Source organism: Mycobacterium sp. NPDC003323, from assembly GCF_053589535.1.
This window is the reverse complement of record NZ_JBSFSB010000001.1, coordinates 1,271,674-1,295,932: the sequence shown is the minus strand read 5'-3', so window position 1 is coordinate 1,295,932 and position 24,259 is coordinate 1,271,674. Positions and strand designations below refer to the sequence as shown.

Here is a 24,259-nt window from a genome sequence, read left to right as displayed (position 1 = left end):
GTGCGCGTAGATACGGTGTACGGCATGACGATTCTTGTGACGGGCGCCACCGGGAACATCGGCCGCCGGGTGGTCGACGAACTGATCTCGCTGGGTGTCAAGGATATTCGCGCACTCACCGTGAACCCCACCCGGGCGGCACTGCCCGAATCGGTGACGGCGGTCACCGGCTACCTGGGAAAGCCTGATTCGTTACCTTCGGCCCTGCAGGGTGTGGACCGGGTGTATCTGGCGCCGTATCCGCCCACGCTGGCGGTCACGCTGGAGCATCTCGCGGCGGCCGGTGTGCAGTACGTGGTGGCGCTGTCCGGCGGAGCCCACTGGACCGAGCACGCCGAGGCGGTCACCGCCTCCGGGCTGGCGCACACCCAACTCGGCCCCGGCGAGTTCTGCGAGAACTTCGCCATGTGGGCGCCCCAGATCCAGACCGGCGTGGTCCGCGATATGGCGCCCGATGCCGTCCAGTCACCGGTGTCGATGGACGATATCGCCCGGGTTGCCGCCCATCTGCTGGCCGAGCCTGCGGACGCGCACCTGCACCGGATGTACGACCTGACCGGGCCGCAGGCCATCACCCGCGCCGAGATCGCCCACCAGATCGGTGTCGGTCTGGGCAAGCCGGTGCGGATGCAGCGCTGCACCCGCACCGAGGCCGACGAGGTGCTGCGGCCGATCATGGGCGACGGCGTCGACTGGTACCTGGACCTCTTCGACGGCGCGCACCAACCGCAGGACGCCAACGACAATGTCGAGCGGTTGACGGGCACGCCGGCCGAGAGCATGGCTGCGTGGGCGGCCCGTCACCGCGACCAGTTCGACGGGTAGACCTCAGTCCTCGGGGTTGTAACCGAGATTGGGGCCCAACCAGCGCTCGGCTTCCTTGAGCGTCCAGCCCTTACGCCGGGCGTAGTCGGCCACCTGGTCCTGGGCCAGCCGGCCGACGACGAAGTACTGCGACTGCGGATGTGAGAAGTACCAGCCGCTGACGGCCGCGCCGGGCCACATCGCCATCGAATCGGTCAGTTCGATACCGGTGCGCGTCGTCACGTCCAGCAGGTCGAACAATGTCGTCTTCTCGGTGTGCTCGGGGCAGGCCGGGTAACCCGGAGCCGGCCGGATGCCGACATAGCGCTCCCCGATCAAGGCGTCGTTGTCGAGTTGCTCGTCGGGCTCATATCCCCAGAACTCGGTGCGGACCCGCTGATGCATCCGTTCGGCGAATGCCTCGGCCAGCCGGTCGGCGAGTGACTCCAGCAGGATCGCGCTGTAATCGTCGAGATCCGCCTTGAACTCCGCGATCTTGTCGGCGCTGCCCAGTCCCGCGGTGACGGCGAAGGCGCCGATGTGGTCGGACAGACCCGTGTCCTTGGGCGCGACGTAGTCACCGAGGCTCCGGTTCGGGATCCCGTCGCGGTGCTCACCCTGTTGCCGCAGGTTGCGCAGCGTGGTCAGCACCTCGGTGCGGGAGTCGTCGGTGTAGACCTCGATATCGTCGCCGACGGCGTTGGCGCAGAAGAAGCCGATGACCCCGTTGGCGGTCAGCCACTTCTCCTTGATCGCGGTGTCGAGCATCTCCTGGGCGTCGTCGTACAGCTTGCGGGCGGCCTCCCCCGACGCCGGGTTGTTCAGGATGTCGGGGAAGCGGCCCTTCATCTCCCACGCATTGAAGAACGGCTGCCAGTCGATGTACTCACGCAGTTCGGCCAGGTCGTAGTCGAGGAATTCACGCACACCGAGGCCGTGGGCGGGCACCGGCGGGGTGTAGCCCTCCCAGTCGACCGGCGTCCGGTTCGCCCGGGCCTTCTCCAGGGTGAGCATCGGCCGCTCGTTCTTCTGGGCGTGCCGTTCGCGAAGGGCCGCGTAATCCTTCTCGGTGGCCTCCAGCAGGGCCGGTCGCTGTTTGTCGTCGAGCAGCGCGGCGGCCACCGGCACCGAGCGCGACGCGTCCTTGACCCAGACGACCGGGCCGCCGCGGCGCGGGGCCACCTTCACCGCGGTGTGGGCGCGCGAGGTGGTGGCACCGCCGATCAGCAGCGGGATCTCCAGGCCTTCGCGCTCCATCTCGACGGCGAAGTTGACCATCTCGTCCAACGACGGGGTGATCAGGCCGGACAACCCGATGATGTCGGCGTTGTGCTCCCTGGCCGCGTCCAGGATCTTGCTCGCGGGCACCATCACCCCGAGGTCGACCACGGTGTAGTTGTTGCACTGCAGGACGACCCCGACGATGTTCTTGCCGATGTCGTGGACGTCGCCCTTGACGGTGGCCATCACGATGGTGCCGTTGCTGCGTTCGGCATCACCGGGCTGCTTCTCGGCCTCGATATAGGGCAGCAGGTACGCGACGGCCTTCTTCATCACCCGGGCCGACTTCACCACCTGGGGCAGGAACATCTTGCCGGACCCGAACAGGTCGCCGACGACGTTCATACCGTCCATCAGCGGGCCCTCGATGACCTCGATGGGGCGCCCGCCCGCGGCGGCGATCTCGGCGCGCAGTTCCTCGGTGTCGTCGTCGACGTGGGCGTCGATGCCCTTGACCAGGGCATGCGTGATGCGCTGACGGACCGGGAGCGAACGCCATTCGGCCGCTGCCAGGTCCTCGGACTTGTCGGACTTGTTGAACCGCTCGGCGATCTCCAGCAGCCGCTCGGCCGCGTCCTCGCGGCGGTTCAGCACGACGTCCTCGATCCGGTCCCGCAGTTCGGGGTCGATCGAGTCGTAGGGCACCAGCGCACCGGCGTTGACGATGCCCATGTCCAGGCCGGCCTTGATGGCGTGGAACAAGAACACCGAGTGGATGGCCTCGCGGACCGGGTTGTTACCTCGGAACGAGAACGACACGTTGGAGATGCCACCGGAGATGTGCACCCCGGGCAGGTTCTCCTTGATCCACGCGCAGGCCTCGATGAAGTCGATGCCGTAGGTGGCGTGCTCCTCGATACCGGTGGCCAGCGCGAAGCAGTTCGGGTCGAAGATGATGTCCTCGGCCGGGAAGCCGACCTCTTCGGTCAGGATCCGGTAGGCCCGCCCGCAGATTTCCTTGCGGCGCTCCAGATTGTCGGCTTGGCCCTGTTCGTCGAAGGCCATCACCACCACGGCCGCGCCGTACTTGCGGCACAACCGGGCCTCGCGGATGAACTTCTCCTCGCCCTCCTTCAGGGAGATCGAGTTGACGATCGGCTTGCCCTGCACGTTCTTCAGGCCCGCCTCGATGACCTCCCATTTCGAGGAGTCGATCATCACCGGGACGCGGCTGATATCGGGCTCGGCCGCGATCAGCTTGGTGAACCGGTCCATCGCGGCGATGCCGTCGATCATGCCCTCGTCCATGTTGATGTCGATGACCTGCGCACCGACCTCGACCTGCTGCAGGGCCACCGACAGCGCGGTGTCGTAGTCCTCGGCCTTGATCAGGTTGCGGAACCGCGCCGAACCGGTGATGTTGGTGCGCTCTCCGATGTTGACGAACAGCGAATCCTCGGTGATGTTCAGCGGCTCCAGGCCTGACAGCCGGGTGGCCACCTCGATCTGCGGGAGCCGGCGTGGGGTCTTGCCGTCGACGACCTTGGCGATCTCGGCGATATGCGGCGGTGCCGTGCCGCAGCAGCCGCCGACCAGGTTGACCAGCCCGGCGTCGGCGAACTCGGCGATATAGGAGGCCTGCCGCTGCGGGGACTCGTCGTACTCGCCGAAGGCGTTGGGCAGCCCGGCGTTCGGATAGCAGGACACATAGGTGTCCGCGATGCGCGCCATCTCGGCGATGTAGGGCCGCATCTCCGGTGCGCCCAGCGCACAGTTCAGCCCGACCGCGATCGGCTTGGCGTGCCGGATGGCGTTCCAGAACGCCTCGGTCACCTGACCGGACAGCGTCCGCCCCGATGCGTCGGTGATGGTGCCGGAGATGATCACCGGCCAGCGGCGCCCGCGGTCCTCGAACAGCGTCTCGACCGCGAAGACGGCGGCCTTGGCGTTCAGCGAGTCGAAGATCGTCTCGACGATGATGAGATCGGCGCCGCCGTCGACCAGACCATTGGCGGCTTCGAGGTAGGCGGCGACCAGTTGGTCGTAGGAGACATTGCGGGCGCCCGGGTCGTTGACGTCGGGCGAGATGGAGGCGGTCCGGGTGGTCGGGCCGAGAGCACCGGCGACATAGCGCGGCTTGTCGGGCGTGCTGAACTCGTCGCAGGCCGCGCGCGCCAGCGCGGCGCCGGCGTAGTTGAGCTCGTAGGCCAGTTCCTGCATGCCGTAATCGGCCAGGGAGACCGCGTTCGCATTGAACGTGTTGGTCTCCAGGATGTCGGCGCCGGCCTGCAGATACTCGCGGTGGATTCCCTCGATGATGTGCGGCTGCGTCAGGTTCAGCAGATCGTTGTTGCCCACCAGATCACTGGGCCAGTCGGCGAACCGTTCGCCGCGGTACCCGGCCTCGTCGGGCCGGTCGCGCTGGATGGCCGTGCCCATCGCACCGTCGATCACCACGATCCGCTGTTCGAGTGCGGCCTTGAGTTCGTCGGTGCAGTCGGGACGGACGTTCGGCGCGAAGGCCTTGCTCTCGACGGCGCTCATGTGCACTCCTTCCGTGGCGGAAGGCGTCCTTGACTCTGCCGAGCGTGGCGGATACCGGAGGACCAACCCCCCTAGCAGCCGTTGCAACGCCTCTCGACCTCGATGAGTCTACGTCGTTGTCCCGCCGACGTGCGGACGCCCAACTCGGTGCCGCGAGTCACGACTCACGGAACTGTCGGCCATATCGCGGGCACCGAAGTCAACCAGCCTGCCACCGACGGTATTTCGTCGCGACGGCGGCCGGCGTGGTCGCGGTCCCCGTTACCGCTACAAGGGTAGTCCGGCTAGCCAACTCGTTTTGCCCGGCGCCGCCCGCGACGTGCCGAAATGGCCGACGTTTCGCCACGCGGCCCGGCGCGGCTCAGGACCGCCGGTCAGGGCTTACGCTGGCAGTGTGACACCGTCGGATACGAGCGGACCCCGCCTGCCGAACCTGCAGAACACGGTCGTCGTGGCGGCCTTCGAGGGCTGGAACGACGCCGGTGACGCGGCCAGCGGTGCGCTCGAACACCTCGACTCCATCTGGGAGGCCGAGACCCTCGTCGAGATCGACGACGAGTCCTACTACGACTACCAGGTGAACCGTCCGGTGATCCGGCAGGTGGATGGGGTCACCCGCGAGCTGGTGTGGCCGTCGATGCGCATCTCGCACTGCCGACCACCCGGCAGCGACCGCGACATCGTGCTGATGCACGGTGTCGAGCCCAATATGCGCTGGCGCACCTTCTGCGCCGAACTGCTGGCGATCGCCGACAAGCTCAACGTCGACACCGTGGTCATCCTCGGCGCTCTGCTGGCCGACACGCCGCATACCCGCCCGGTGCCGGTGTCCGGTGCCGCCTACTCCGCCGATTCGGCGAAGTTCTTCGGCCTGGAGGAGACCCGTTACGAGGGCCCGACCGGTATCGCCGGGGTGTTCCAGGACGCCTGCGTGCAGGCCGGGATCCCGGCGGTGACGTTCTGGGCCGCGGTGCCGCATTACGTGTCGCAGCCACCGAACCCGAAGGCGACGGTCGCGCTGCTGCGCCGTGTCGAGGATGTGCTGGACATCGAGGTGCCGCTGGCCGACCTGCCGACCGCGGCCGAGGAGTGGGAACAGGCGGTCACCGAGATGACCGCAGAGGACGACGAGATCGCCGAGTACGTGCAGTCGCTGGAGGAACGCGGTGACGCCGAGGTCGACATGAACGACGCGCTGGGCAAGATCGACGGTGATGCGCTGGCCGCCGAGTTCGAGCGTTATCTGCGCCGGCGCGGCCGCTAAGGCTGCTCCAGCGCCTCGGTGCGCGCGCTGAGCGAGCGACCGAGTGCAGCCACCTCGGCGTCGAGTTGCGGCAGCAGCTCCGGGGTGAAGCGGCGGATATCGCGTTCGGCGACCGGCGTCGACACCACCGGGCGGATCCACCGGAACACCCCCACCCAGCTCGGGCTGTAGATCCGCTTGCTGCGCCGTTCGATACCGCGGACGAACGCCGCGCCGCAGTCGGCGACCGTGGTGGTCTTCTTCAGCGGTCCGGGCATCCGGGTGAGCATCTCGCGGAAGGTGGACAGGTCGGCCTTGGCGTCCTGCACGAGCGGGGTGTCGATCCAGCTCATGTGCGCGCAGCCGACGTCGACGCCGCGGTGCGCCACCTCCAGGCGCAGCGTGTTGGCGAAGTATTCGGCCCCGGCCTTGGACGCGTGGTAGGCGGCCAGCCCGGGTGCGGAGGTGAATGCCGCCAGCGAGGACACCACCAGTACGTAGCCGCGACGCTGCAGGACGGCGGGCAGGGTGGCGCGGACGGTGTTGAACACGCCGATGATGTTGACGTCGATGACCCGCCGGAACGCGTCGGGATCGACCTGCAGCACCGAGCCGAAACTGGCGATGCCGGCGTTGGCCAGCACGATGTCGATACCGCCGAACCGCTCGACGGCGGCATCGGCCGCCCTCTGCATGGCGGCCAGATCGCGGACGTCGGCCAGCGAGGTCAGCACGTGGGCGTCCCCGCCGAGTTCGTCGGCCAGCGCACTCAGCGGCGCCTGGTCCAGGTCGGTCAGGACCAGCTTCGCGCCCTTGCGGCGCAGCCTGCGGGCCACCTCCGCGCCGACGCCGCGCGCTCCTCCGGTGATGAAGACGACCTTGCCGTGCAATGAGCCCATGGCGTCAACCTACTCGCTCAGAGCTGCACGCCCAGCAATGCGTCGACGAGCTCGGCGACCAACCGCGGTGCGGCCGGGTCGGCGCCACCGTAGGTCAGCGCGTCGGTACACCAACCATCAATGGCGGCAAGGGCTTTCGGGGTGTTCAGATCGTCGGCGAGATATCCCCGGACACGGCCGAGCAGATCACCGGCCGCCGGGCCGGACGGCAACGCGGCGGCGGTTCGCCACTGCTGCAGGCGCGTCCGGGCCTGCTCGAGCACCTCATCGCTCCAGAACCGGTCCTCGCGGTAGTGCCCGGCGAACAGCCCGAGCCGCACGGCGGAGGGATCCACCCCGTCGGCCCGCAGGCGCGAGACCAGGACCAGGTTGCCGCGGCTCTTGCTCATCTTGTGGCCGTCCCAGCCGATCATCCCGGAATGCACATAGTGCCGCGCGAATCGGCGCTCGCCACTGGCAGATTCGGCGTGTGCGGCCGAGAACTCGTGATGGGGGAAGATCAGATCCGATCCGCCGCCCTGGATGTCGAGCCCGGATCCGATCCGGGACAGCGCGATCGCGGCGCACTCCACGTGCCAGCCGGGACGGCCGTCGCCGAACGGTGAGGGCCAGCTCGGCTCCCCCGGCCGCTGGATCCGCCACAGCAGCGCGTCCAGCGGGTCCACCTTGCCGGCGCGGTCCGGGTCGCCGCCGCGCTCGGCGAACAGGCGCGACATGGTGTCGTGGTCGTATCCGGACTCGTAGCCGAACTGGCGGGTGGCATCGGCGCGGAAGTAGACGTCGGGATACTGCGCATCGTCGACGACGTAGGCGGCTCCGGACGCCAGCATCTTCTCGACCAGTTCGACGACCTCGGCGATGGCATCGGTGGCGGCAACGTAATCCCGCGGCGGCAGCACCCGCAGGGCGGTCATGTCCTCGCGGAAGAGTTGCGTCTCACGGTCGCCGAGCATCCGCCAGTCGATACCGTCGCGCTCGGCCCGCTCGAACAGCGGGTCGTCGACGTCGGTGATGTTCTGCACGTAGTGCACGTCGTGGCCGGCGTCCCGCCAGACCCGATTGACCAGGTCGAACGTCAGATAGGTGGCGGCGTGGCCGAGGTGGGTGGCGTCATAGGGGGTGATACCGCAGACGTACATGGTGGCGGTCGGGCCCGGCGAGACCGGCCGGACCTGACGGTCGGCGGTGTCATAGAGCCGCAGCGGCACGCCCGTTCCGGGCAAGGTGGGAACGGTCGGCGCCGGCCAGGACTGCATGACGTCGACTCTAGGTTGTCCGGTCACCTGTTCCCTCCGGTGGTTGGGCACTCTCGTGCAGAACCGACACGTTCGGCGGCTGGTTCATTCCCGACTCAGAACGCCGAGCGGATGGTCTCGAGCAGGACCGGCGCCAGTTCGGGCCGGCACATCAGCAGATCGGGCAGATACGGGTCGCGGCGGTTGTAGAGCAACGGGGCTCCACCGAGTCGCGTGGCGTGCAGCCCGGCCGCCTGCACCACCCCGGCGGGAGCGGCCGAGTCCCACTCCCATTGGCCACCGGCGTGGATGTAGGCGTCCACATCACCGCGCACCACGGCCATCGCCTTGGCGCCTGCCGAACCGATGCGCACCACCTCGATGTCCATCTGCTCGCGCAGCCACCACAGCACCGCCGGCGGACGGTAGGTGCTGGCCGTCACGCGGATGGGTCCGTCGCGGCGTGGGGGCGGCGGTGTCACCGTGTCGGTGCGGTACACCTGGCCCACCGCCGGCAGCGCGACGGCGGCATCGGTGATCGACCCCTCATCGCTGGTGCGCTGCCACAGCGCGATGTGCACCGCCCAGTCGGCGTGCCCGGGCATGGAGAACTCCCGGGTGCCGTCCACCGGGTCGACGATCCAGACGCGGTCGGCGTGCACCCGGGACAGGTCGTCGACGGCCTCCTCGGAGAGCACCGCATCACCGGGGCGCAGTTCGGCCAGGCGTTTGAGGATCAGGGTGTTCGCCCGCCGGTCACCGGCATCGCCCAGGTCATAGGAGTCGTAGAAGCCGACCTCTTCCCGGACGGCCAGCAGCAGCTCGCCGGCCTCGGCGGCCACCTGCGCGGCCACTGCGGCGTCGGACTGCTCAGCGAAATTCACACCCACCAGTATTGCGTGGCGATGGGCGCCACGGACGTTCGGTCCGGGCCGCTAGAACGCCGGCCACGGGATCGGACGATGCCGGTCGGGTGATGGCATCACCGGATCATCAAGCAGCGCAAGAGCTCTGGCCTTCAGCGCGGCCACCTCGGAGCCTGTCAGGTGTTCGCGCAACCGGTCACCGAGCCCGTCGCGCAGATCGGCGCTCAGCTTGTCGATCGCCCCCAGCAGTTCATCGTCGACGGGCTTGCCCGCCCACCCCCACAGGACGGTGCGCAGCTTGTCCTCGGTGTGCAATGTGACGCCGTGGTCGACACCGCGCACCCGGCCGTCCACCCCGGCCAGGATGTGGCCACCCTTGCGGTCGGCGTTGTTGACCAACACGTCGAACACGGCCATCCGGCGCAGCCGATCGTCGTCGGCATGCACCAGGGTGACCGCGTCACCGGCCTGGTCATAGGCCTGCAGGATGGCCAGATACCCGGCGGGCACCCGGCCGGCGGGCACCAGGTCCACCAGATCCAGGGTGCCGTCTTCGACGGGCGGGGTGTCGGTCAGCCCGTCGCCGGGCTGGTCGACCCACAGCTGCACCATCCCCGGGCCCGCGGGCCCATCCCGAATGATGGTGTGCGGCACGACATCCCAACCCAGCGCCGCCGATACGAGGAAGGCGGCACGTTCCCGGCCGGCCAGCGTCCCGTCCGGGAAGTCCCACAGCGGCGCCTCACCGGCGACCGGCTTGTACACGCAGTGGGCGCGGTGCTCGCCCAGTTCGGCCTCGCACAGGAAGGTCGCGTTGCTGGCCGAGCGGATCCGGCCGATCACGCTCAGCGTGCCCGCGCTCAACACATGCTCGACGGAATCCTCAGAAGGGCGGTTCATCGTCTGTCCCACCGAAGGCCCCACGCCGATAACCGTTGGTGCGCACACAGATGTGGCCCTCCGGGTCGAGCGGTTCGTCACACAGTGGACACGGCGGCCGGCCGGCCGAGATGACGCGGTTGGACCGTGTCGCGAACTCGCGGGCCGACTCCGGGGTCAGGAACACCCGGACGGCGTCGGGTCCGTCCTCGGCGTCATCGAGCACCACCGAGGCGTCGAACTCGGTGTCCGAGACGGCCAGCAGTTCGACGACGACGGTCTGTGCCTCCGAATCCCACCCCAGACCCATGGTGCCCACCCGGAACTCCGCGTCGACGGGCATCTCCAGGGGATGCAGATCACCGACCTCGCCGGTGTCGGGCGGGATCGGGGTGCCGAACCGGCGGTTGATCTCCACCAGCAGCGCGGCGATGCGTTCGGCGAGCACGGCGACCTGCTGCTTCTCCAGCATCACCGAGACCACCCGCTTGTCGTGCACGGCCTGCAGGTAGAACGTGCGGTTCCCGGGCTGCCCGACGGTCCCGGCCACGAAGCGGTCGGGTGAGCGGAAGACGTGAATTGCGCGGGCCATGGCACCTTTCAAAATACCGGTATCGGTCGGTTCAATCGGTCGAGCCACCGACCACCGCGTCCCCGGCGGGTGCGGCCTGCCCATCAGACTTCCCCTCGGGCTTGACGATCAACCCGGCGGTCAATCCGTCACCGGTGTGGTTGACGTGCAGCACGAACGGTCGGGTGTCGGTGTAACGGATGACGCTCATCGACGCGGGGTCGGCGGTGATGCGCTGGAAGCTGTCCAGGTGGGTGCCCAGCGCGTCGGCCAGGACCGACTTGATGACATCACCGTGCGTGCATGCCACCCACAGCGCGTCGCCGCCGTGCTCTGCGGCCAGCCGCCGGTCGTGCTCGCGGATCGCCGCGACGGCCCGCGCCTGCACCTGCGCCAGGCCCTCGCCCTCGGGGAAGACGGCCGCACTGGGTTGGGCCTGGACCACCTTCCACAGCGGTTCGGAGAACAGTTCGCCGATCTTGCGCCCGGTCCAGGAGCCGTAGTCGACCTCGATGATGCGGTCCTCGATGATCGGCTCGATCCTCAGCGCCGCCGCCAGTGGCGCCACCGTGCTGGCGCAGCGCAGCAGCGGCGAGCGCACGATCGCCTTGACCGGCAGCCCGCCGATCCGGCTCACCACGGCCAGGGCCTGCTCGCGGCCCTTGTCGTCCAGGTCGACGCCCTCGGAGCGGCCGGCCAGGGTGTGCGCGGTGTTCGAGGTCGAGCGGCCGTGCCGCAGCAGGATCACGGTCACGCGCGGCCTCCTCGGGTGGGCGATATCACTGCGCCGCCAGGACGCCGGTGGCCAGCAGCACCAACACCAGCGTGCCCAGGATGATCCGGTAGCCGACGAACCAGTACATGCTGTGGTTGACCAGGAATTTCAGGAACCAGGCGACCGCGGCATAGCCGATCACGAAGGCGACCAGCGTGCCGAGCACGATCTGGGGAACGGTCGCGCTCATGCCGGTGGTCCCCGGGTCGAAGACGTGCCGCAGTTCATACAGCCCCGAGCCCAGCACCGCGGGGATTGCCAGCAGGAAGCCGAATCGCGCGGCGGCCGCCCGCTTCTGGCCGAGGAACAAACCGGCGCTGATGGTGACGCCGGACCGTGACACGCCCGGGATGAGGGCCAGCGCCTGCGCCGAGCCGATGATGAGGCTGTCGCGCCAGGTGAACTGCTCGATGGCGCGGGTCTGCTTGCCCAGGTACTCCGCGGCGGCGATGACGAACGAGAACACGATGAGCGCCGAGGCGATGATCCACAGGTTGCGGATGTCATCGCGGATGAAGTGCTGCAGGGTGAAGCCGAACACCCCGATCGGGATGGTGCCGATGATCACCCACCAGCCCAGCCAGTAGTCCGGGGTGCGCCGGTCGGGGTTGCGCAGGCCGCCGAACCAGGCCCCCAGGATGCGGCCGATATCGCGGGCGAAGTAGAGCAGAACCGCCACCTCGGTGCCGATCTGCACCACGGCGGTGAACGAAGCGCCGGCGTCGCCGCCGAAGAAGGCCTCCGAGACGATCGCGAGGTGACCGGAGGACGACACCGGCAGGAATTCCGTCAGGCCCTGGACCACCGCAAGCACGACGACCTGCAACCACGACATCTCAGCCACGCGGACGACCGTACCGTGGCGGGAAAGTCAGCGCGCCGTGCGCACCGGCTCCGCTCCGGCGACGGCGTCCCGCACGGTGGCGGCTACGCTGCGCTCATCGGTCACGTCGATATCGGTCAGGCTGCGGGTCGTCCTGGCAACGATGTCCTCGTCCTGCGGAACGGGACCGCTCAACCGCGGCCGGTACACCTCGACGACCAGGCTTGAGCGGTCCTCGACGTGAAAGGAGAAGCTGCGGCCATCGCCGAGCGTGCCGAAACCGCTCGCGTGCACACCGGTGGAGATGTGCTCGATGGCAAACTCTTGTTCGGACAGTTCGGTTTCCGGCGCGAGTGCCATAGCTCGCACCATACCCAGAAACTGACGATTAAGTTCGTTCTCACGAACTTTGCGCAAAGTTTGAAAGCGGAAACACCGCAGATACGGAATCAGGAGTTTTCAGGGCCTTTGAATACGAAATCCGCATTCTGGGTCCGTAGAACCCTGATATTGACCCTGGCCGCGGCCCTCGCTTCGGGGTGCTCATCATCGTTGGTGGATTCGCCACCACCGACCATCCCGGTCGCCACGCCGGTGGCATCACCACCGGTCAGCGCCGAGCCCGAGGGTGTCGTCACGCCGCTGCCGGGACCCGGTATCGCGGCGAGCTTCGATATCAGTACCGCTGCCCTGGCTGTCCTCGGCCCGGCCGACCGGCTCACCGTGCTGCCGACCGACGGGCCGCCGCGGACGGTGACCCTGCCGTCGGAGGCGACCGCGCTGATCACCGACGGGGCCGGGACGGCGATGCTGGCAACGCGCGGCGGGTATCTGCGGGTCGACATCGCCGGCGGAGCGGTGACCGAGGTGCCCGTCGAGGGGCATCCCGATACCGACTTCACCGCCATCGCACGCTATGCCGACGGTCAGTTGGTGCTCGGCAGCGCCGACGGCGCCGTCTACACCCTGAACGCCGAATCCGGTGTCGCCGCCACCCTCGAACACTTCGCGCGGGTCGATGCCCTTGTCACTCACCACGATTCGGTGGTCGTGCTGGATCGCGGGCAGACCTCGGTCACCGAGATCGACCAGGACGGCACCACCGCCGAGCAGGCCCTGCGCGCCGGTGAGGGTGCCACCTCGATGGCCGTCGACCCCGCCGGCCGGGTGCTGGTCGTCGACACCCGCGGGGGCGGCCTGCTGGTCTACGGCACCGAACCGCTGATCCTGCGCCAGCGCTACCCCGTGCACGACTCGCCGTACGGGGTCACGGGCTCATCCGAGTTGGCCTGGGTGTCACAGACCGCGACCAACACCGTCGTTGGTTACGATCTGGCCACCGGAATACCCGTCGAGAAGGTGCGTTATAGGACCGTGCAGCAACCCGACACCCTGGCCTTCGACGACGCCACCGACACGCTGTTCGTGGTGTCCGGGTCCGGCACGGGGGTGCAGACGATCAGGGGGGCCACACGGTGACGACAGTTCAGCGCGGACGTATGCCCGATGGTTGGGCCGGCGACCTGTCCGATGAGTACGAATGGGTGCCGCTGCGGCTCCCGCCCGATGTGACCCGACTGTCGGCCTCGGTGCGGCTGTCCATCGAGGCGCAGTACCGCGGTTGGGAACTCACCCGGGTCCGGCTCTACACCGATGGCAGCCGTCGCGTACTGCTGCGCAGGAAGAAGACCATGCTCGGCGAGCAGCCCGCACTGTGATCTATCAGCTGTTGCGGCGCGGGTTCTTCCTCGTCGCTCCGGAACGCATCCACACCTTCGTCTTCGCGGTCCTGCGGTTGGCGACCGCGGCCGGCCCGAGCCGGCGGTCGCTGGCGCGCCGACTGGCTCCCGCCGATCCGATCCTGGCCAACACCGTCTGGGGCGTGCGCTTCCCCGGCCCGCTGGGGTTGGCCGCCGGTTTCGACAAGGACGGGCACGGGCTACGCACGTGGGGCGCGCTGGGTTTCGGCTACGCCGAGGTCGGCACGGTGACCGCCCAGGCCCAACCCGGCAATCCCCGACCACGCATGTTCCGGCTGCCCGCTGACCGTGGGCTGCTCAACCGGATGGGCTTCAACAACCACGGTGCCGCGGCGCTGGCGCGGCAACTGAGCCGCCACACCGCCGACGTGCCCATCGGGGTGAACATCGGCAAGACGAAGGTGACCCCGGCCGAGGCCGCCGTCGACGATTACGTCACCAGCGCCCGGTTGGTGGGTTCGATGGCGTCGTATCTGGTGGTCAACGTCAGTTCCCCGAACACGCCGGGGCTGCGCGACCTGCAGGCCGTCGAGTCGCTGCGGCCGATCCTGGCGGCGGTCCGCGAGGTCGCCACGGTGCCGGTGCTGGTGAAGATCGCCCCGGACCTCTCGGACTCCGATATCGACGATATCGCCGACCTTGCGGTCGAATTGGGGCTGGCGGGCATCGTCGCGACCAACACCACGGTGTCCCGGGCGGGACTGCGGACACCCGATGTCGAGGCGCTGGGCGCCGGCGGCGTCTCCGGGGCACCGGTGGCGCGGCGCTCGCTGGAGGTGCTGCGCCGGCTCTACGAGCGGGTCGGCGACCGACTGGTATTGGTCAGCGTCGGCGGTATCGAGACCGCCGACGACGCCTGGGAGCGGATTATCAACGGTGCCACGCTGCTGCAGGGCTACACCGGCTTCATCTACAGCGGCGGCCTGTGGGCCAAACAGATCCACGACGGCATCGCCCGCCGCCTGCGCGAGGGCGGATTCGCCTCGCTGTCGGAGGCAGTCGGAAGCGCTTACACCTTCTGACGCGAGCGGCCGTGGCGGTACGTCGACACGCCGTGCCGGCGAGCACTCTCGGGCCGCTCGCGCCAGAGGCGTCGACTACTTCTGCTCGTAGGTGAAGTGGATGACGGCCCGTGCGATCGCCTGACCGAACAGGTTGAAACCGAGATAGGCCGGCGTAGCCCCGTCGGGCAGACCGAGCGACTCGACGGGCAGCGCATGCACGGCGACGTAGTAGCGGTGCGGGCCGTGTCCGGCCGGCGGGGCGGCACCGATGAACCGCTTGGCGGAGGCGTCGTTGGCCAGCGTCACCGCGCCCCCGGGCAGCGGATCCCCGTTACCGGCGTCGGCGGGCAGTGACGTCACCGACGCGGGCACGTCGGCCACCGCCCAGTGCCAGAACCCGGACAGCGTGGGGGCGTCGGGGTCGTACACGGTCACCGCGAAGCTGCGGGTCTCGGCCGGGAAACCGGACCAGCTCAGCTGCGGCGAGATATCGGAGCCGCCGGCCCCCATGATGCCGCTGACCAGATCGTTGCCGGCGGGCTGACCGTCGGCGAACGACTCGGAGGTCAGCTCGAAGGTCGGCAGCTTCGGCAGGTTGGCGTACGGATCTACGGATGTGGAGGTCATATCGCCCTTCTCGTCGGTCAGCAGTTGGTCAGGAAGTGTTCGAGCACCTCGGTGCCGAACTGTAGTGCGTCCACGGGTACCCGTTCGTCGACACCGTGGAACAGCGCGGCGAAATCGAGGTCCGCCGGCAACCGCAGCGGAGCGAAGCCGAAACACCGAATGCCCAAGCGCGAGAACGCTTTCGCATCCGTGCCTCCGGACAGCATGTAGGGCACGATGCGGGCGTCGGGATCGACGGCCAGCAGCGCGGCGTTCATGGCGTCGACCAGGTCGCCGTCGAAGGTGGTCTGCACCGAGGGCAGGTCACGCTCCCAGGTCCATTGCACATCGGGGCCGATGAGCGCGGCGACCTCACGTTCGAAGGCCTCCCGCCGCCCCGGCAGCACCCGGCAGTCGATCACCGCCTCAGCCGTGGCGGGAATGACGTTGGCCTTGTAACCGGCCTTCAGCATGGTCGGATTGGCGGTATCGCGCAGCGTGGCCCCGATGATCCGGGCGATACCACCGAGTTTGGCGATGCTGCCCTCCAGATCGGGTGAGTCGATATCGAACTCGTAACCGGTCTCCTCGGCCACCGCCTGCAGGAACTGCGCGACCGGTTCGCTCAGCACCAGCGGGAACTCATGCCTGCCAAGCTTGGCCACCGCCTCGGACACCGCGGTCACCGCGTTGTCCTGGTGCACCATCGACCCGTGCCCGGCGCGGCCCCGCGCCGAGAGCCGCATCCAGGCGATGCCCTTCTCCGCGGACTCCACGAGGTAGAGCCGGCGCTCTCCCCCGTCGCGGGTGGGAACCGTGAGGGAGAACCCGCCGACCTCGCCGATGGCCTCGGTGACGCCGGTGAACAGATCGGGCCGGTGGTCGACGAGCCATTGCGCGCCGAAGGTGCCACCATGTTCCTCGTCGGAGACGAAGGCGAACACGAGATCACGCGGCGGCACGATGTTCGCGCGTTTGAAGTGCCGCGCCACGGCGATCATCATGCCGACCATGTCCTTCATGTCGACCGCGCCACGGCCCCACACGTAACCGTCCTTCACCGCGCCGGAGAACGGATGCACACTCCAGTCGGCCGGCTCGGCCGGGACGACATCGAGATGACCGTGGATGAGCAGCGCACCGCGGTCCGGATCGGCGCCCGGCAGCCGCGTGATGAGGTTGCCCCGGCCCGGTGCGCCGGCCTCGACGTACTCGCAGGTGTACCCGACCTCGCGCAGTCGGTCACCGACCCACTGCGCACAGTCCGCCTCACCTTTGAGGGTCGCCGGATCACCGGTGTTCGACGTGTCGAATCTGATCAGCGTGCTGACGAGGTCCACCACCTCGTCGACAGCGGTCACGCCGGCCGCGGAAGACTGGGTCACAGTGTCCATTCGTACCATCGGACCGGGCGTTTCGGGCCGGTGCACCGTGCTGCGGGCCGCCGGGTTTGGGTCCGACCGCCCCTATCCGTTAGCCTTAGTCGCTCCTTGCCGACGGCGCGGAGAATTGTCCGAGTGGCGGAATGGCAGACGCGCTAGCTTGAGGTGCTAGTGCCCTATTAACGGGCGTGGGGGTTCAAGTCCCCCCTCGGACACATCCGGCGACACGACTCAGGTCGGCAGTCGCCGTGACTCGCCGAAGATGCGGGTCGTAGTCGAGACGCAGGCCCAAGCTTGCGTACACCTCGGCGCGCTCAGCTCCGGTTGCCGCGCCGAGGATGACCGACAGTCCGCCTAACTCCTTAACTAACTCACTGATCTCGGCGGCACACATGGCGCGGGGCCGCTCCACTCGCTCAACGCGTGCCCTCAGCTCGTCGCGCTCGGCGGTACGTTGACGCAACGCAGCAGTTAGATCCTCAACGGCCACGCCAGACTCCACGGCGGTGATCAAGGCAGCCACTTTGGCATTCGCCTCGCTCAGCTGGCGCTGCAAGGCGGCGTAGCCAGGTCCGGCCGCCGGGTCCACGTCTTGCCCGCGTGCGAGGTCTTCTGGATCGGCCAGAGTGGCGATCCATTCGTCGAGTCGCGCTGTCACTGCGTCTTCGCGGAGATAGACGGTGCGCGGATGATCACTCAGGTCCACAGGTACAGAACGTGACTTGCCGAACTCACAACGGTAGAGGATCCGCGTTGTTTGCTTCCCCGGCCGGGCGGCGCCCTGCATTCGCCGTCCACATGCGGCGCAGAACAGCAGCCCACGCAGCGCATACGGCACTGTCGATTCTCTGCTGCACACGCGACCGGGACCACGCCGCGCCTGCATCCGGAGACGAACAGCCTGCGCCAGCTCATCAGGGATCAGCTCTTCGTGCGTGCGTCGATCGGGTGCGATCCAGTCGGCCCGATCGCGCCACCGCATGCGAGTCTCATATCCCGCGGCGACATCATCGGGGTTCAAAAGGACCTCATACTTCTCCTGCTTGCCCCAGACACGGATACCGCGGTACGCAGGGTTGTCGAGAATGGCGCGGATCGCCGAATGGGACCATCCACGTGGGTCACGATGCCGGTTCCGTGCCGGGTCGTATTGGCTCGGTGATGGCACTCCATCGTCGGTGAGCTGCTGTGCGATGAAGCGCAAGCCAGCACCATCGGCATACATGCGATAGATCCGCTCGACGGTCGGGGCGGTCTCGGGGTCAGGCTCCAGGCGGTGAAGACGCTGCCCAAGACTTGCCTTGGCGGGGTTTGGGTGCGGGCCGGCATCGACGAGTTGATAACCGTACGGTGGGCGACCGCCGAGGTATCTGGTTGTGTCCTGCGCGAGTGCCGACATCGCGGTACGCACGCGCATCTGGATTCGCGCACGTTCTCCCTTGCTCATTCCGCCAAAGAGCGTCATCACGAGGTCGTGTGCCTCGGATCCGGGATCAACCGCTCCGCCAACTTCAGGCACCCATAGGCCGACCCCGTAGTGCGTGAGCACCGGGAAGGTGAGCGCAAATTGCGGTCCGTAGAACGCGCGAGCAGGTTCCCCGATCACGACGGCATCGAAGCCACGGCCACGAGAAGTGACATCTGCGAGCAGACGTGAAGCCTCCGGCCTGCGTTTCCAGGGAAGCGACCGGCTCTGGCCTATATCGAAGTAGTCGGCGGCGAGGACGCCGCCATGCGGACTGATCAGATCGATGGCACGACGTTTCTGCCAGCTGCGGCTCGCCTCCGGATCTTGGGCGTCCTCGGTACTCACTCGGCCATAGAAGGCGAACCTGAGGCTCATGCCACTCCCCTCCCTGATCTAGGCGTCCGGTCCCGCATAGCCAGTATGACGTTTACCAGCGCGCGGTTGGCCTCGCGCGGGAGCCGATACCGGTTCGGCAGGTCAATTTCAACACCTCCCTCTGACATGTTCGGAGCATCGACTCGAACGTCACACTCGGAGCGAGCATGTGTCGTAGTCGGGCATCTTTCAGCCATCGCTTGCCCCTAGCGGATCCCATTGTTCGTTGTGGGCTTGGCGACGTGCTTCTACCAGTCCGATGAGGCGGGAGTGGATGCGTTGGAGGGCCGCGGAATAGACGAGACTGCGATCGCCGAGGCTGCCGAGGCCGGCACGTTCGAACTCCCACGCCACCAGATCATCGCGACCGGCGAAGTCACAGTTGGGATCGTATTGGTATGCAGTGCTTTTCAAGCGTTCTTCACGCGTCCAAATGGCGCGCTGTTCGCGCAGCACGGTCATGGTAGTGGAATAACGGCGGGATTTGCTGGTGATGTGGCCGCGGAATCCGAGGGTGTGCAACCACCGCCCGATGCCGGACAGTCCTTTGTCCGCGAGATCGCTGATGGTGGTCAGGATGGTCCGCACATGCTCTGACACGTCCAGGTCGGGTATGGCTTCCGTAGATAGGCGGCGCGCGCTGATTCCGAGGTCTACCAAGGATTTGGTGACATACTTGGCGAGATAGCGTGCCACCAGCCGGCCAGACATGGACCGTCCTGAGCCTGACCCTGGTTCTGGTTCTGGTTCTGGTTCTGGTGGAGCACTTTTCACTGGTTTTGCGGATGCGGCGAGGGGTTGGGTGTCGATCTGTGTGCCGAAACGCATCGTCCGCGCATCGGTATCAGCGGTCGGATCGTCGATGGTGAGCGTGACGGTGCGGGCGGCGTGTTGGATGATGGTGGCGAGTTCGACTGCACCGATGGGTGATTCCCAATCGGTCTGATCGGGGTCGTCTTGGGGGTCCAGGCGGATCAGGGCGTGGATGTGTGGGATGGCGCGGGCTTGCAGTTCGACGATTTTGATGAAGCTCACCCGCACCGCATCCGGATCCACACCGGTGGCTTTCAGTTCTTTGCGGAGGGTGCGCCGCATGGTGATGGTGAAGCGTCGCCACAGTTCGGGAAGATGCCAGGCGAACAGGACATGCCCGGCATAGTCGTAGCACTCCGGACAGAGCGGCTGACCGACCCGCTCGTCGCCATGATCATGGGACATGCTGCACCACAATTGTTTTCCATGCGGGCAGCGGCGGTAGCCGCCGATCCGGTGCTGGTCTCGGCATACCTGCGCTTTCTTGTCCCCCGACGTCGTGGCGGTGTGGACGGCCCCGAAGCTGGGGGCAGTCAGGGTGAGGAAAACTTGCGGATGATCGCCCACCGCGGTGGGCATGCCGTGGTGGCCTCCCGCAGCGCCGGCGTGCACGAGTTGCCAGGTGTCGCGGGCGTAGAGATCTGAACACGACGGGCAAATGTGGGCGCGACGGTTGTTGCACCGCGTCCACACCACCCGCTGACGCCCGTACTCATCGGTACCGATCAGCTGGATGGGGTGAGCGCAGAATCCGACGGATTCTGCTCGTCGCCACCAGGATTGGTATCCCATCGACGCGGCCCGGCGCACCATCTGCTCGACCACTCGGGTGGTATCAACTGTATCCGGAACACCCGGCAGGGCAAGCTGCGCCGATGTCATGGAGCTATTCACCGCTGCCCTCACCCACGGTGTGCCCGGTATCGGTGTTGTGTGGATGGTGGGTCTTGTTCGGTCGGCTCGGGGGTCGGCGGAACCGAGTGGCCAGCGCGGTGATGTCGTGGTCGGTGACGTGGAAGGCCCGCACCCGCTGGGCGTAGGCGGTGCCGTCAACCATCATGTAGCCAACACCCGGTGTCGCGTCGGGGATGCGGTCACATTCGGCGCCGGCATCGCGTGCTCCCTGTCCCAGGACCATAGTGGTTTGGGTGGCTTCAGTCAGGCGCAACCCGATCCGCACCGTGAACAGCTGCCTTAACGGCAGGGTGTCTTTGGCGGGGTCTTGCACCGCGGCGACGACGCTGATGCCGACTGCGCGGCCTTGCGAGAGCAGGAGGCCCAGGAGTTGTTCGATTTCGGTGCGGACCTTGCGGTCGGTCACATACGCACTCAGTGCTGCGATTTCATCGATCACTACCACGAACAACGGCTCCGACGTCGTGGGAGTGTGTAGTCGGGTGTGGCCGCGCAGACGATTCGCCCGGGCGTGCATCACCGTGACGAGCTGGCGTAGCAGCTCCAGGGTGGTGTCGGTGGCGTCGTGGGTGAACACGGTGAACAGGGGTGCTCCGGCACCGAGTTCCATGCCACCTTTGGGGTCGATGACACATAACCGCACCAGTCCGGTCTTCACCGCGGGGGCGATGCCGGCGATCAACGACCACAGCACTGAGCCTTTACCTGCGCCGGTTGCCCCGGCGATCAGCACATGGTGACCGAGCAGCGGCACTTGCCACCAATGCCGCGTTTCGGTGATCCCGACCCGCACCAGCGCCAGGTCCACCGGGGTTGCCGGGGCGGGCATGGGCAGGACGATCGGTTCAGCGAGCACGTCTGCCCGCATTAAAGTGATGCGCAGTTCGCCAGGCGAGGTGGCGGTGATGCTGATGCGGTCGGCGCGCCACGCGGCGGCCAGCGCGTCGGACTGTTTATGCCAATCTGCCACGGACTGGCCGGTGACGATGCGCACCGCCAGCACATCGGTGGTTTTACCGATTGTCACCGTGCGCAGGGTGGGAGTGAGGGTGCGGCCGCCGAGTGTGGCCGTCAGGCCGTGCAAGGTGCAGGTCGATTCCCAGGTGCGGGTGTAGCGCGACCACGTGAGCCAGCGCCGCCGTACCGGTTCGGTCACCCAGGCGCGAAATGACCCCGGTTGGAGCCAGGCCCAGCCCGCATACCCGGCACTGCACACGATCGCGCAGATCAGGCCCACGCGTGGGCCGTGGCTGATGGCAAGCACGAGGCTGGCGATGATGGGCACGTTGATCGCCGGGAACAGCACCGCCCACCAGAGCACATACCCGGCTGCGGTGAACAGCGACATGACCAGTTCTCCGAACCAGTCGTCATCGCCTGATCCACTGTTGGTGGTGTTCTTATTGTTCGATGTCATGAGAGATGCCCTCCGTGAGCGTGTGGTCAACAGCAATGCCCGGGGTGGCGGGGTGCGGTGATCGGTTCACCGCACCCCACACCCGCTTGGGGTTACTTCTGCGGGCGTGTCTGCTCACTCGGCGCAGCACCACTGGCGGTGGCGGGGGTGAGGGCATCAGCGCGGAACGCCACCCCGCTGCGATCACCTTGGGCCCACGGGATGGCCACCAGACCAACCACCGAAATAGACTGCGTGACTGTAACTTTGGGGTCTCCTGCCACGGTGACATTGAGTACTTCGCCGCCGGAGTCATCCAGCGCGAGGACCTGGGTGGCGTACATCGGCATCCCGGTGGCGGTGTCGACTTTCGGGGCGCCGGTTTCGAAGTTCAGCCGTGGCTCCGGAGCGCGGGTGACGATAAAACGAGTTCCAGACGTATCGATTCTCAAACGCATTGTCCTACTAGTCCTTTCGTGAGATGTTGACGCCGGTCCGGCGCTGGATTCAGTTCACGTGGACATCACGGACGTTGCGAGAGACATGTGCCGACATTTCCGACACATCCACGGGCATTTCGGACACGGCCGGACATACCCACGGACATCACACCGACACTATCGCCGCAGGGTGGCGGCAATCGCATGGCAAACTAGACACCACGCGCTGAAGGATGGATACGGACGACACGGGAAGATGTGCGCTGACACGATGGACGAGCAGGACGGCACCGAGGCCGCCATCACTCCCAACGATCGCCTCGCGCAGCGGCTACAGGCCAAAGGTCTGTCCTCGCAGCGGTTCGCCACCGCGGTGGGTGTCGATATCAAGTCGGTGCGACGCTGGCTGGCCGATAGCGACTACAGAATTCGCGAACACAACGCCCGCAGCGCCAGCGAGGTGCTCGACTGCACTCCGCATGACCTGTGGCCCAAGCAGTACCCGGCCGCTACCCCCCGTGCAGTGACAACAGCGTCTGCGGGTGGGCCATTCACCGCGACCCTGTATGCCAGCCGTACTCAGCTGCCGATCACGACGTGGCAGCAGCATTTCGCCGACGCCACCACCGGCATCGACATCCTCGTGCTCGCGGCCACGTTCCTGTTCGACACCCTCGACGGATTCCTCGACACCCTGCTCGCCGCCGCCGCCCGCGGTGTGTCGGTGCGGTTTCTCGTCGGGGATCCCGACACTGCGACCACGATCTTGCGCGGTGAGGAGGAAGGGATCGGCGAGGCTGTCATCGCCCGCTGCCGCACGTCGGTGGAGTTGCTCGCCCCTCACGCTTGTACCCCGGGGCTGGACATTCGCACCCACGACACCGCGCTCTACACGTCGATCTTTCGGGTCGATGACGCCATGATTGTCAACTTCCACATCTACGGCTCACCCGGGCGCAACAACCCTGTGCTGGTTCTGTCACGTCACCATGAGCCAAGGCTCTGGACCACCCTCGAAGACGCTTTCACCCAGGTCTGGAACCGCGCCAGACCGCTGACCGCGAAAGGCTGACCCCCGATGCGCACCGACTACTACAATGACCCCAACGCCCCGGCGCCCAACAGTGTCGTTCCGTCCGCCTCGGCCATCGTCACCGACGAACAAGGTCGTATTCTGCTGATCAAACGCCGCGACAACACCCTGTGGGCGTTACCCGGCGGCGGACACGACATCGGCGAAACCATCGCCGACACCGCCGTGCGGGAAGTCAAAGAAGAAACCGGGCTCGACGTCGAAGTCACGGGTCTGGTCGGTGTCTACACCAACCCCCACCACGTGGTCGCGTTCACCGATGGCGAAGTGCGCCAACAATTCTCGCTACTGTTCGCCACCACGGTGCTCGGCGGGACCCTCGCCATCGACCACGAAAGCACCGACATCGCCTGGACTGCCCCCGACGACATCGCTGGCCTGGATATGCATCCGTCGATGCGACTGCGCGTCGAGCACTACCTGCAACGCCGCGACAGCCCCTACCTCGGCTGACCGCTGGGCTACAGCCAGTCGCGTACTCGCCGGACCGCCGCCAACAATTCGTCGCGGCCCGCGTCGACCGCCCGGTGCACCGGGTCCTCGGATCCATAACGCGCCAACACGTCGCGTAGTCGATCTCGCGGTGATATCGGCGCCCCGTCAGGTCCAGTCGTCAGATCGCAAAAAGTCAACGCATCAAGGACATTGCTGGGCGGATCGCTGAACGCGGACAAACCCGACAAGCCCCGCTCGGCAGCCTCCGCGTGCGCTCCGGTATGAAAGGCCACCAAGGAAGCGACCAGCTCCCCGAAACCCGCCGATCGCACGAACTCCGCTCCATCAAGGGGATGAAAACCGGTCCGGCGCACCGACGGTGCGTAACCGATATCGTGCAACCACCCCGCCGCGACCAGACAGTCCGCCGTTTGAGCATCGAAACGCCGGCTCAACCGCTCGGCAGTCGTCGCGACCCCCCGGACATGCGCCAACCGCCGCGGCTGCTCAGCCAGCCGCGCCTCGGCCTCGCGCCGTGCACGCTGCGCCAAAACTACGCTCACAGCCGCCAGCCTACGAGCCCCAGCACCATGCCGCAGCCCCGTCGCGGCTGATGGCGCAGATCCTGGACACCCGCGACCCGCAGGAACCGGCGGCCACCAGCAGGCTTCGCTACGCTCGCTCTGCTCCCGTCCGCTGGCGCTCCCGTCCG

General features: G+C 67.2%; 23 protein-coding genes and 1 tRNA gene. 8 read left to right on the top strand and 16 right to left on the bottom strand.

The features are described from left to right. Positions 1–24: 24 nt before the first annotated feature. Complete coding sequence (locus tag ACWDUN_RS06005; RefSeq protein ID WP_449925763.1) at positions 25–825, top strand: NAD(P)H-binding protein; 801 nt, start codon at positions 25–27, stop codon at positions 823–825. Positions 826–828: 3 nt separating this feature from the next. Here ACWDUN_RS06005 and metH read toward each other — a convergent pair whose 3' ends face one another. Next, positions 829–4,569 (bottom strand): methionine synthase, encoded by a 3,741-nt coding sequence (metH, locus tag ACWDUN_RS06000; RefSeq protein WP_449925760.1) that lies wholly within the window; start codon positions 4,567–4,569, stop codon positions 829–831. 394 nt (positions 4,570–4,963) lie between these two features. Between metH and ACWDUN_RS05995 the strand changes: the two genes are divergently transcribed. Further along, complete coding sequence (locus ACWDUN_RS05995) at positions 4,964–5,833, top strand: PAC2 family protein (protein ID WP_449925757.1); 870 nt, start codon at positions 4,964–4,966, stop codon at positions 5,831–5,833. Here ACWDUN_RS05995 and ACWDUN_RS05990 read toward each other — a convergent pair. The 8 genes from ACWDUN_RS05990 to ACWDUN_RS05955 all read right to left on the bottom strand — a co-directional run bounded on the left by ACWDUN_RS05990 (position 5,830) and on the right by ACWDUN_RS05955 (position 12,220). Continuing rightward, entirely contained in the window at positions 5,830–6,711 is an 882-nt protein-coding gene (locus tag ACWDUN_RS05990) for an SDR family oxidoreductase (RefSeq protein ID WP_449925756.1), read from the bottom strand. The two genes, ACWDUN_RS05995 and ACWDUN_RS05990, sit on opposite strands and share 4 nt — an antisense overlap. A gap of 17 nt (positions 6,712–6,728) precedes the next feature. After that, a complete protein-coding gene (mshC, locus tag ACWDUN_RS05985) occupies positions 6,729–7,967 on the bottom strand; it encodes a cysteine--1-D-myo-inosityl 2-amino-2-deoxy-alpha-D-glucopyranoside ligase (RefSeq protein ID WP_449925754.1) in 1,239 nt (412 codons plus the stop codon). A 95-nt stretch (positions 7,968–8,062) separates the two neighbouring features. Then, positions 8,063–8,830 carry a 3'(2'),5'-bisphosphate nucleotidase CysQ gene (locus ACWDUN_RS05980; protein WP_449925751.1) on the bottom strand — a complete coding sequence of 256 codons (768 nt, stop codon included), beginning with the start codon at positions 8,828–8,830 and terminating at the stop codon, positions 8,063–8,065. 51 nt (positions 8,831–8,881) lie between these two features. Further along, positions 8,882–9,712 carry an SCO1664 family protein gene (locus tag ACWDUN_RS05975; RefSeq protein ID WP_449925749.1) on the bottom strand — a complete coding sequence of 277 codons (831 nt, stop codon included), beginning with the start codon at positions 9,710–9,712 and terminating at the stop codon, positions 8,882–8,884. After that, positions 9,696–10,283: a DUF3090 domain-containing protein gene (locus ACWDUN_RS05970; RefSeq protein WP_449925746.1), complete on the bottom strand. Its 588-nt coding sequence runs from the start codon at positions 10,281–10,283 to the stop codon at positions 9,696–9,698. Before ACWDUN_RS05970 ends, ACWDUN_RS05975 begins: the two co-directional genes overlap by 17 nt. 31 nt (positions 10,284–10,314) lie before the next feature. Beyond that, entirely contained in the window at positions 10,315–11,016 is a 702-nt protein-coding gene (locus ACWDUN_RS05965) for a histidine phosphatase family protein (RefSeq protein WP_449925743.1), read from the bottom strand. A 25-nt stretch (positions 11,017–11,041) separates the two neighbouring features. Next, on the bottom strand, positions 11,042–11,872 hold the full coding sequence (locus ACWDUN_RS05960; protein WP_449926310.1) for an undecaprenyl-diphosphate phosphatase: 831 nt from the start codon (positions 11,870–11,872) through the stop codon (positions 11,042–11,044). Between the two features lie 36 nt (positions 11,873–11,908). Then, positions 11,909–12,220, bottom strand: a complete 312-nt coding sequence (locus ACWDUN_RS05955) for a hypothetical protein (RefSeq protein WP_449925741.1) — start codon at positions 12,218–12,220, stop codon at positions 11,909–11,911. Between the two features lie 108 nt (positions 12,221–12,328). Here ACWDUN_RS05955 and ACWDUN_RS05950 point away from each other — a divergent pair, with 108 nt between their 5' ends. From ACWDUN_RS05950 to ACWDUN_RS05940, 3 genes are read left to right on the top strand one after another with little or no spacing between them, the layout of a single operon-like run. Then, a complete protein-coding gene (locus ACWDUN_RS05950) occupies positions 12,329–13,339 on the top strand; it encodes a hypothetical protein (RefSeq protein ID WP_449925738.1) in 1,011 nt (336 codons plus the stop codon). Continuing rightward, entirely contained in the window at positions 13,336–13,578 is a 243-nt protein-coding gene (locus ACWDUN_RS05945; RefSeq protein WP_449925736.1) for a DUF5703 family protein, read from the top strand. The genes ACWDUN_RS05950 and ACWDUN_RS05945 overlap by 4 nt, the downstream gene beginning before the upstream one ends. Then, complete coding sequence (locus tag ACWDUN_RS05940; protein ID WP_449926307.1) at positions 13,578–14,642, top strand: quinone-dependent dihydroorotate dehydrogenase; 1,065 nt, start codon at positions 13,578–13,580, stop codon at positions 14,640–14,642. The genes ACWDUN_RS05945 and ACWDUN_RS05940 overlap by 1 nt, the downstream gene beginning before the upstream one ends. Before the next feature lie 75 nt (positions 14,643–14,717). Here the strand turns inward: ACWDUN_RS05940 and ACWDUN_RS05935 are convergent, their stop codons facing one another. Together ACWDUN_RS05935 and ACWDUN_RS05930 are read right to left on the bottom strand one after the other, a co-directional pair. Continuing rightward, positions 14,718–15,251, bottom strand: coding sequence for a YbhB/YbcL family Raf kinase inhibitor-like protein (locus tag ACWDUN_RS05935; RefSeq protein ID WP_449925733.1), 534 nt, complete (start codon positions 15,249–15,251; stop codon positions 14,718–14,720). A gap of 17 nt (positions 15,252–15,268) precedes the next feature. Continuing rightward, positions 15,269–16,624: a M20/M25/M40 family metallo-hydrolase gene (locus ACWDUN_RS05930; protein ID WP_449925731.1), complete on the bottom strand. Its 1,356-nt coding sequence runs from the start codon at positions 16,622–16,624 to the stop codon at positions 15,269–15,271. 117 nt (positions 16,625–16,741) lie between these two features. On the opposite strand from ACWDUN_RS05930, the gene ACWDUN_RS05925 reads away from it, so the two are divergent. Continuing rightward, positions 16,742–16,827 (top strand) — tRNA-Leu (locus ACWDUN_RS05925). On the opposite strand, the gene ACWDUN_RS05920 is transcribed toward ACWDUN_RS05925, so the two are convergent. The 4 genes from ACWDUN_RS05920 to ACWDUN_RS05905 form a co-directional block, all read right to left on the bottom strand. Continuing rightward, on the bottom strand, positions 16,809–18,455 hold the full coding sequence (locus ACWDUN_RS05920; protein WP_011560558.1) for a recombinase family protein: 1,647 nt from the start codon (positions 18,453–18,455) through the stop codon (positions 16,809–16,811). The genes ACWDUN_RS05925 and ACWDUN_RS05920 overlap by 19 nt on opposite strands. 189 nt (positions 18,456–18,644) lie before the next feature. After that, a complete protein-coding gene (locus tag ACWDUN_RS05915; protein WP_079612974.1) occupies positions 18,645–20,150 on the bottom strand; it encodes a replication initiator in 1,506 nt (501 codons plus the stop codon). 4 nt (positions 20,151–20,154) lie between these two features. Next, positions 20,155–21,600: an FtsK/SpoIIIE domain-containing protein gene (locus tag ACWDUN_RS05910; RefSeq protein ID WP_011560560.1), complete on the bottom strand. Its 1,446-nt coding sequence runs from the start codon at positions 21,598–21,600 to the stop codon at positions 20,155–20,157. A 92-nt stretch (positions 21,601–21,692) separates the two neighbouring features. Continuing rightward, a complete protein-coding gene (locus ACWDUN_RS05905; protein ID WP_011560561.1) occupies positions 21,693–22,037 on the bottom strand; it encodes an SCO3933 family regulatory protein in 345 nt (114 codons plus the stop codon). Between the two features lie 253 nt (positions 22,038–22,290). Here ACWDUN_RS05905 and ACWDUN_RS05900 point away from each other — a divergent pair, with 253 nt between their 5' ends. Then, the gene (locus ACWDUN_RS05900) at positions 22,291–23,091 is read left to right on the top strand and encodes a hypothetical protein (RefSeq protein WP_011560562.1); all 801 of its coding nucleotides are present in this window, start codon (positions 22,291–22,293) and stop codon (positions 23,089–23,091) included. A 6-nt stretch (positions 23,092–23,097) separates the two neighbouring features. After that, complete coding sequence (locus tag ACWDUN_RS05895; protein ID WP_005110618.1) at positions 23,098–23,565, top strand: NUDIX hydrolase; 468 nt, start codon at positions 23,098–23,100, stop codon at positions 23,563–23,565. An 8-nt stretch (positions 23,566–23,573) separates the two neighbouring features. Here the strand turns inward: ACWDUN_RS05895 and ACWDUN_RS05890 are convergent, their stop codons facing one another. Next, a complete protein-coding gene (locus ACWDUN_RS05890) occupies positions 23,574–24,110 on the bottom strand; it encodes an HD domain-containing protein (RefSeq protein ID WP_005110615.1) in 537 nt (178 codons plus the stop codon). Positions 24,111–24,259: the final 149 nt, after the last annotated feature.

Bases quoted from the DNA above. Each gene is read 5' to 3' on its own strand.
- ACWDUN_RS05895 (WP_005110618.1), top strand. From the start codon at position 23,098: ATGCGCACCGACTACTACAATGACCCCAACGCCCCGGCGCCCAACAGT.
- ACWDUN_RS05900 (WP_011560562.1), top strand. From the start codon at position 22,291: ATGGACGAGCAGGACGGCACCGAGGCCGCCATCACTCCCAACGATCGC.
- ACWDUN_RS05915 (WP_079612974.1), bottom strand. From the start codon at position 20,150: ATGACATCGGCGCAGCTTGCCCTGCCGGGTGTTCCGGATACAGTTGAT.
- mshC (WP_449925754.1), bottom strand. From the start codon at position 7,967: ATGCAGTCCTGGCCGGCGCCGACCGTTCCCACCTTGCCCGGAACGGGC.
- ACWDUN_RS05955 (WP_449925741.1), bottom strand. From the start codon at position 12,220: ATGGCACTCGCGCCGGAAACCGAACTGTCCGAACAAGAGTTTGCCATC.
- ACWDUN_RS05970 (WP_449925746.1), bottom strand. From the start codon at position 10,283: ATGGCCCGCGCAATTCACGTCTTCCGCTCACCCGACCGCTTCGTGGCC.
- ACWDUN_RS06005 (WP_449925763.1), top strand. From the start codon at position 25: ATGACGATTCTTGTGACGGGCGCCACCGGGAACATCGGCCGCCGGGTG.
- ACWDUN_RS05910 (WP_011560560.1), bottom strand. From the start codon at position 21,600: ATGACATCGAACAATAAGAACACCACCAACAGTGGATCAGGCGATGAC.
- ACWDUN_RS05960 (WP_449926310.1), bottom strand. From the start codon at position 11,872: ATGTCGTGGTTGCAGGTCGTCGTGCTTGCGGTGGTCCAGGGCCTGACG.
- ACWDUN_RS05905 (WP_011560561.1), bottom strand. From the start codon at position 22,037: ATGCGTTTGAGAATCGATACGTCTGGAACTCGTTTTATCGTCACCCGC.
- ACWDUN_RS05920 (WP_011560558.1), bottom strand. From the start codon at position 18,455: ATGAGCCTCAGGTTCGCCTTCTATGGCCGAGTGAGTACCGAGGACGCC.
- ACWDUN_RS05975 (WP_449925749.1), bottom strand. From the start codon at position 9,712: ATGAACCGCCCTTCTGAGGATTCCGTCGAGCATGTGTTGAGCGCGGGC.
- ACWDUN_RS05990 (WP_449925756.1), bottom strand. From the start codon at position 6,711: ATGGGCTCATTGCACGGCAAGGTCGTCTTCATCACCGGAGGAGCGCGC.
- ACWDUN_RS05930 (WP_449925731.1), bottom strand. From the start codon at position 16,624: ATGGACACTGTGACCCAGTCTTCCGCGGCCGGCGTGACCGCTGTCGAC.
- ACWDUN_RS05935 (WP_449925733.1), bottom strand. From the start codon at position 15,251: ATGACCTCCACATCCGTAGATCCGTACGCCAACCTGCCGAAGCTGCCG.
- metH (WP_449925760.1), bottom strand. From the start codon at position 4,569: ATGAGCGCCGTCGAGAGCAAGGCCTTCGCGCCGAACGTCCGTCCCGAC.